Genomic DNA, 5,751 nt, shown 5'->3' on the forward strand with positions numbered 1-5,751 from the left:
CAGTAATTGACGATAACTTAGTGCAACAATGGGAAACACAACTAAAGGCAGTACCAGAAATAGAACAAGTAGCAGTAGTAGTGCAACAGAAAATACCACATTTACCACCATTGCATATATCAGACTTACTGCCATCAGAACAAATAAAACTGCCTAATAATGGTGCAACTCCCACACAAGAAAAGTCAATTCCCACAACAGAATTACAGACAAAATCAACATCAGAAAAACCAGCCATCAGTGAAGGAGAAACAATAAAGTGGGCAGCAAATGCACCAACTACATTAGCACAAGCATTAGAACAAGCAGCACAAAAGCACGCAGATAGTAGTCTGATCTACATTCACTCAGATGGGGAAGTCAGAACTCAAACTTATAATGAGTTGTGGCAAGAAGCTCAAAGAATATTAGGAGGGTTAAGGCAGTTAGGGTTGAAACCTGAAGACAAAGTAATATTTCAGTTAGAATCAAATCAAGACTTTATCAGTGCATTTTGGGGTTGTGTGTTAGGAGGGTTTGTACCAGTACCAGTATCAATACCACCAAGTTATGACCAATCCCACAGTAGTCTGACCAAACTGCAAAATACTTGGGCTTTGTTAGGGCAACCTTTGGTACTCACAGATGCCAAGTCAGCTCCATCAGTGCGTGGGTGGTCTCAACGTATGAATTTAGGTAACTTCGAGCTACAAACCATAGATAAATTGCGCGAAGGTGAACCAGACAGCAACTTACATAGCTCTCAACCAGAGGATGTAGCAATTTTACTGCTAACATCAGGCAGCACAGGGATGCCTAAAGCTGTCATGCAAAGTCATAGTAGTTTATTAAGTCGTAGTGCAGCAACAGCAAAGATTAACGATTTTACTTGTGAAGATATTTCCTTGAATTGGTTTCCTCTAGACCATGTAGGTGGAATTGTGATGTTTCATGTCAGGGATGTGTATTTGGGATGTCAGCAAATTCATGTACCAACCCAGAGGATATTACAAGCACCCACACGGTGGTTAGATTTAATTTCTGAATATCGGACGACAATTACTTGGGCACCTAACTTTGCTTACGAATTAGTCAATCAGAGTTTAGAAGAATTAGACTATTCCGATAAATCAAGCACTAAGTCAATATGGGATTTATCTTCCATGAAATTCGTACTCAATGGAGGTGAAGCAGTTGTCGCCAAAACCGCCAGAAAGTTTGTCAAACTACTGAGTAAATGGAAATTACCAAAAACAGCTATGCACCCAGCTTGGGGGATGTCAGAAACGGCATCTGGTGTAGCCTATTCTCATAACTTTACCTTAGACTCAACAGACGATGCAGATAAATTTGTAGAAGTAGGTTCTCCCATTCCAGGGTTTGCCATCAGAATAGTGGATAATCAAAACCAGATAGTCTCAGAAGAAACTATTGGGCGCGTGCAAGTTAAAGGAGCATCAGTTACATTAGGTTACTATCAAAATCCCACGGCAAATAAAGAAGCTTTTACCACAGATGGTTGGTTTAACACTGGAGATTTAGGGTTTCTCAAGAACGGAAGTTTAACAATTACCGGCAGACAAAAAGACGTAATTATTATCAACGGTTTAAACTACTATAGCCATGAAATCGAATCGGCAGTAGAAGAATTACCAGGAATAGAAGTTTCTTACACCGCAGCTTGTGCAGTCAGAGAAACTAACAGCAATACCGATAAACTAGCCATATTTTTCCATAGTGAAAAAACAGAAGATACAGAGTTATTGGCTTTATTAAAAACCATCAGAGAACAAGTAGTCAAACGTATGGGAATTAATCCAGATTATTTAATTCCCCTAGACAAAGAATTAATTCCCAAAACGGCTATCGGTAAAATTCAACGAACTCAACTCAGTCAAAAATTTGCCACAGGAGAATTTCTTGAAATTAATAAACGGATAGATTTAATTACCGAAAATAACAACACAATTCCTGATTGGTTTTATCAAAAAACATGGCGACGAAAACAAGGAAATAATCAACTACACAAACTAGCCCAAATAGGAGTAATTTTAGTATTTCTAGATAAGTTAGGATTAGGTCAAAAAATCTGCCAAAAATTAGACAAAAATTCTCAGCCTTATGTGCAGATAGAACAAGGAGAAACCTTCAAAAAAATCAATGAAAATCACTATATAATCGCTCCCGATGTTCTAGAAGACTATCAAAAACTTCACCAATCTATAGCAGCAGAAAATCTCCAAATCGGAGCAATTATTCACCTGTGGCATTATGATAAATATAGTCTCGAAATTACCGATACAGAAACTCTAGAAACAGCACAAAAAACAGGTATTTACAGTCTGTTATTCCTCCTACAAACTTTTGGTAGTCAAAGTAAAGATAATCCAGTACGACTGCTTTATGTTGCCAGTCAGAGTCAGTCTCTGAATCCCAAAGAAGCCATTGCATATCAAAAAGCAACAGTACCAGGATTGTTGAAAACTATTCCCCAGGAAAACCCCCACTGGCATTGTCGGCATCTAGATGTACCACAAGAATCATTAGAAGTCAATAGCGTTCTGATACTTGAGGAACTAACTATTGATGCCAAAGATTCAGAAGTGGCTTATCGAGATGGAGAGCGTTGGGTATCAGGTCTGGAGAAAATCGACCTACCTTCTTTATCTAAACAACCATTACCATTCAAAGCAGAAGGCACTTACCTGATCAGTGGAGGTTTAGGAGGAGTAGGGGTGGAAATTGCCAAGTATCTCCTGGAACATTATCAGGCGAAACTATTGCTGTTAGGTCGTACCGCCCTACCAGATAACAACAGTTGGGAAACCCATTTACAACAAGGAGGTAAACTAGCAGAGAAAATCGAAGCTTACCAACAATTACAAAAACTAGGTGGTGAGGTGATATACCTAGGGGTGGATATCTGCAATATTACAGCAGTGCAGGAGGTAGTAGAGCAAACCTTGTCTGGATGGAACACTCAAAAACTCGATGGGGTGATTCATTTGGCAGGAAGTTACCATGAAAGTTTACTGAAAGAGGAAACAAAACAGAATTTGGCAACTTTGCTTAATCCTAAAGTTCGGGGTGCTTGGGTATTACATCAACTGGTACAAAAACAACCTAATACTCTGTTTATCAACTTTTCGTCTGCTACAGGTGTCTTTGGTGGTGCAACAGTTGGTGCTTACGCAAGTTCTAACAGTTTCCTAGAGAATTTGACTAATTACCAGCGCTATCAAGGAGGGTTAGATAGTTATTGTTTTGCTTGGACAACATGGTCAGAAACTGGTATGAGCAAGGGATACCAAATGAAATATCTCACTCGCGCTCAAGGTTATTCTGATATGAGTATTTCACAAGGTATGTCTTCAATGTTAGCAGGTTTATGCCATAAGCAACCCTACTTAATGGTGGGTTTGGATGGTAGTAATCTTAATATCAGAAGGCTGACTTCTACTTCGGATAGTCTGCAACAATTAACAGCTTACTTTACTACTAATGGTAAAGGTAAGCCAAATGTAAGTTCTCTAGATCGTCAGGTACAGGATGCGGTGGGTAAACCTAGTAGTTGTGCTTTAGTGGAGTTGCCACAAATGCCTTTGACTGAGACTGGGGAAATTGATGTAGGTTTACTTTCTGAGAGTAATTTGGGTCGCTCTACTCAAGAAAAAGTCAAGCCGAGAAATGACATAGAGCGTCAAATTGCTCAAATTTGGCAGGATTTGCTTGGGGTGTCCCAGGTAGGAGTTGATGATAATTTCTTTGAGTTGGGAGGGAATTCTCTTTTGGCTACTCAGGTTATTTCTCGCTTGCGTCAAGCTTTTGAGATGGAACTGACTTTACAGCGTCTATTTGAGTCACCAACTATTGCTGGCATAGCTCAACATATTGAAGTGCTACGTCAGCTTGCTCAAGATCAGACTGCATTAATTTCTGAAACAGAGGAAGAATATGAGGAGGAATTGTTATGAAAACAGTTGAATTTGTCTCTTACCTGCGAAATTTAGGTGTAAAACTTTGGATAGACAAAAATAAACTTGGCTATCGTTCTCCTAAAGGAGTAATGACACCAGAACTGAAACAGAAGATGGTGGAGCGCAAAACAGAAATTTTAGAGTTTCTTCGGGAAGTACAAATAACTCAGGAATCTGTAGCTAGTTCGATTCAACCAATTTCTAGAGAACAGGCGATCCCATTATCATTCGCACAAAAAAGGCTATGGTTCCTAGAAAAAATGGGCTTGGTTGGCAACGCTTACAATGTGCCATTAACCATGCATCTAGTAGGAAAACTAGACTATGTAGTCCTACAAAAAAGTCTCAACCAAATCATAGCTCGCCATGAAACCCTGAGAACCACCTTTAGTGAAATCAATGGCGCACCAGTACAAATAATTCAACCTTCCTTTGAACTAGAACTACCATTAAAAGACCTAAGTGAGTTAACACCATCTGAGCAAACGACCAAACTCCAACAACTACTCCAACAAGAAAATGAACAAACATTCAATCTAGAAGTAGACCCTCCCATACGCGCTCATTTATATCAACTAGGAACAACAGAACACATACTGCAAATCACATTACATCACATAGTAACCGATGGCTGGTCAATGACAGTATTACCCAAAGAACTCTCGGTTATTTACACTGCCATACTGCAAGACAAACCATCCCCATTACCAGATTTGCCCATACAATATGCAGACTTTGCAGTGTGGCAAAATAACTACTTACAAGGTGAAACCCTCGAAAACCAACTAAGTTACTGGAAGCAAAAGCTGCAAGACTTACCTCAACTACAGCTACCAACAGACCATCCCCGACCCGCTGTTCAAACTTTTAATGGGACAGGTATACCCATCAACATACCAGCAGCACTAACACCAAAAGTTAAACAACTCACCCAAAAGCAGGGAACCTCACTATTTATTACCCTGTTAGCAGCCTTTAAAGTATTACTGTCTCGTTACAGTGGTCAACAGAGTATAGCAGTAGGTTCCGCTATAGCCAACCGCAACCGCAGTGAAATAGAAGGGTTGATTGGATTCTTTGTCAACTCCCTAGTGATGTATACAGACCTGGAAGGAGACCCTAGTTTTACAGAAGTTTTAAACCGAGTCAAACAAACAACCCTAGAAGCTTATAGTCACCAAGACATACCCTTTGATAAATTGGTAGAAGAGTTGCAGCCGGAACGCTCTTTATCGCAAAACCCCTTGTTTCAGGTAATGTTTGTGGTGCAGCAGGAGGAAACATTCAAACCATCCTTCAGCTTACCTAACTTAGAAGTAGGTTGGTATGAAGGAGCTGGAGTTGAGATGTCAGTGAGGATGGACTTAGAATTACATCTTTGGCCAGTAGGAGAAGAAATCAAAGGATTCTGTTTCTATAACAGAGACTTGTTTGAGGCAGAAACAATTAGTCGTATGCTGTCACATTATGAAAATTTACTGTCAGCAGCATTAGAGACTCCAGAGCAACCTATTAGCCAGTTGCCATTAATGAGAGAGGCAGAGCTAGACCAAGTACTGCAAGAATGGACCAATAGTAAAACAGATTATCCAAAAGATAAATGTATCCACCAGTTATTTGAGAAAGTTGTCGAAAAGAACCCAGAAGCAGTAGCCTTAAGATTTGAACACCAACAACTAACCTACAGCCAACTCAACCAAAAAGCCAACCAACTAGCCCACCATCTATTAAATCTAGGCATCACCCCAGAAACACAAATAGGCATATATGTTGACCCGACGGTAGAAGAAATAGT

At 39.8% G+C, this 5,751-nt stretch carries 2 protein-coding genes; both read left to right on the forward strand.

The window, feature by feature from the left end:
- Positions 1-3,953 (forward strand): non-ribosomal peptide synthetase (locus tag F6K15_RS37235; protein ID WP_293071064.1); only part of this gene is annotated, 3,953 nt, incomplete at its 5' end.
- Positions 3,950-5,751, forward strand: a 1,802-nt coding sequence (locus F6K15_RS37240) for a condensation domain-containing protein (protein ID WP_293071065.1), incomplete at its 3' end; no start/stop codon positions are given. The genes F6K15_RS37235 and F6K15_RS37240, both read left to right, overlap by 4 nt.

The sequence above is a fragment of the Okeania sp. SIO2B3 genome (genome assembly GCF_010672525.1).
Classification (GTDB): domain Bacteria; phylum Cyanobacteriota; class Cyanobacteriia; order Cyanobacteriales; family Microcoleaceae; genus Okeania.